Source organism: Tabrizicola sp. (assembly GCF_031377265.1).
In the GTDB taxonomy this organism is placed as follows: Bacteria; Pseudomonadota; Alphaproteobacteria; order Rhodobacterales; family Rhodobacteraceae; genus JAUYQR01.
Genome location: NZ_JANMET010000019.1, coordinates 1 through 1,970, shown reverse-complemented (window position 1 = coordinate 1,970; position 1,970 = coordinate 1). Strand labels below are relative to the sequence as shown.

At 59.4% G+C, this 1,970-nt stretch carries 1 protein-coding gene; it reads right to left on the bottom strand.

The features are described from left to right. Window positions 1–1,837, bottom strand: a 1,837-nt coding sequence (locus tag RMO18_RS01225; protein ID WP_309663411.1) for a winged helix-turn-helix domain-containing protein, incomplete at its 3' end; no start/stop codon positions are given. Window positions 1,838–1,970 lie beyond the last annotated feature (133 nt).

Here is a 1,970-nt window from a genome sequence, read left to right as displayed (position 1 = left end):
TGCCGGGCGCATAACGCGCTTTGGTGTAATACAGAAACAGACCATCGGGCGATTCCAAGCTGTCTACGCCGCCTTGCTCGGTGACTTGGTTGGCTTGCCCTCCGCTGGCGGGCATCCGCCAGATTTGCGGGCTGCCGCTGCGTTTTGATGTGAAGTAAATCCACTGACCGTCGCGCGACCAACTCGGCACGGCGTCTTCGGCTGAGTCAGCGGTCAAGCGGCGCGGCGGGCCGCCTTCGGCATTGATCACATAGATGTCTGAGCTGTCAGCGGGGCGGGCATCGAAAACAATCTGCCGTCCGTCCGGCGACCAGCGCGGCGAGCCAGTGAACCCATTCGTGAAAGTGGTCAATTGGACGGGATGCTCTCCTGTGCCGTCCGCCACCCAGATTTGAGAAAGGCCAGAGCGATTCGAGGCAAAGACAATGCGTTTGCCGTCCGGCGAAAGGTCTGGGCTGGCATCCCGTCGCGTCGAAGCGATCAGGGGCTTCCAGGGCTTCAACGATTGGGGTGACTTGCGCTGCTCGCTCAGTTCCATTTGCCAGATGTTCATGTCGTTGATGGTTTGCGTCCAAGCCAGACGCTGCCCCTGACGTGAGACGGCGAAGCTGGACAGATTTTGCCCGACCCCTTCAACCGGTACAGCCTTCCCGCCTGCGGCAGACACACGCGACAAGCTGTACAAAGTGCTCCCACCCAGAAATAGAATGTCGCGTCCATCTGGCGTCCAGACCGGAGATGCCGCATTCGTGTTCCCGAAGGTCAGTCGCCGGGCTTCACCACCCGCGGTCGGAACCAGATACACATCACCGACGCCGCTGCTGCTGAAGCGGATAAAGGCGACCGTCTTGCCGTCGGGTGAAATGGCGGGATGGCGGTCAGCGTGCGCTGCCGCTGGTGGCGAAGTGAGTTGGCGTTTTTCTCCCGTCTCGCGCGCCACCAGAAAAATCTTCGGCGGCTCCTGCGGTGCGTTCCGATCCTGAATGGCCAGCCATTCGCTATCCGGCGACCAACTGGCCTGATACATACCCGCATCCGCAATGGGAGAAAGTCGCGTGATGCTACGTTCAGCGCCGCCGAGCGAAGGGATGAAGCAGAGTTCCGCGCCGTCCGCACGCTCGCGCGTAAACGCAATATACCGGCCATCCGGCGACCAGCACGGCCAAAGCTCAGCGGCGGGATTCGTCGTCAACCGCAGCAGGGTTTCATTGCCCGGTTGTTTGACGTAGATGTCCTGATTGTTCTGTTGCTCGCCCTCCCACACAAAGGCAATCTGATTCCCGTCGGGGGAGAATGACGGCTGCATTTCATTCCCCTGAAAGCTGCTGAAAGGCGTGCTGGCCATCGGCGGCAATGGAGCCGTGCGGCGAAAGAGGAACCACACGCCAAACCCGGCGGCGAGAACCACGATGACAGCCAGAGGTAAGACGAACCGCCGCGTACGATGGACTGGCGGCACGGCGGGGATTGTCGGGGAAGACGGCAGTTCTTCTTCCGCAAGTGCAGGCTTCACTTCCCGCACTTCGGCCACAAACCGATAGCCGCGCTTTGGCACCGTCTCGATGACCTTCAACCCATTCTCGCCATCACCTAGCGCTTTGCGGATCAGTGCGATGTTGGAGGATAGATTCGACTCTTCGACAAGAGTGTCGGGCCAGACCGCCTGGAACAATTCTTCTTTTTCCACCAGCCGTCCGTGCCGTTCGATGAGCGCCAGCAGCAGATCAAACGCTTTCGGCGTCAGCGTAATCGTCACACCGTCACGTTGCAGCAAACGCTCGCGCGCATTGTGATGAAACGAACCGAATTCATATTGATGGTGTGCAGACTGATTCATACTCACTCAACGAAAGTTCTCTATCAGCATGATGTCGCTGCCGACTTGATCTACTTGCGCCCAGATCAGTCGCCGACCATCCGACGAAACGGACAGCCCTGACATGGATCGCTCCAGCCCTTTCTCCAATTGG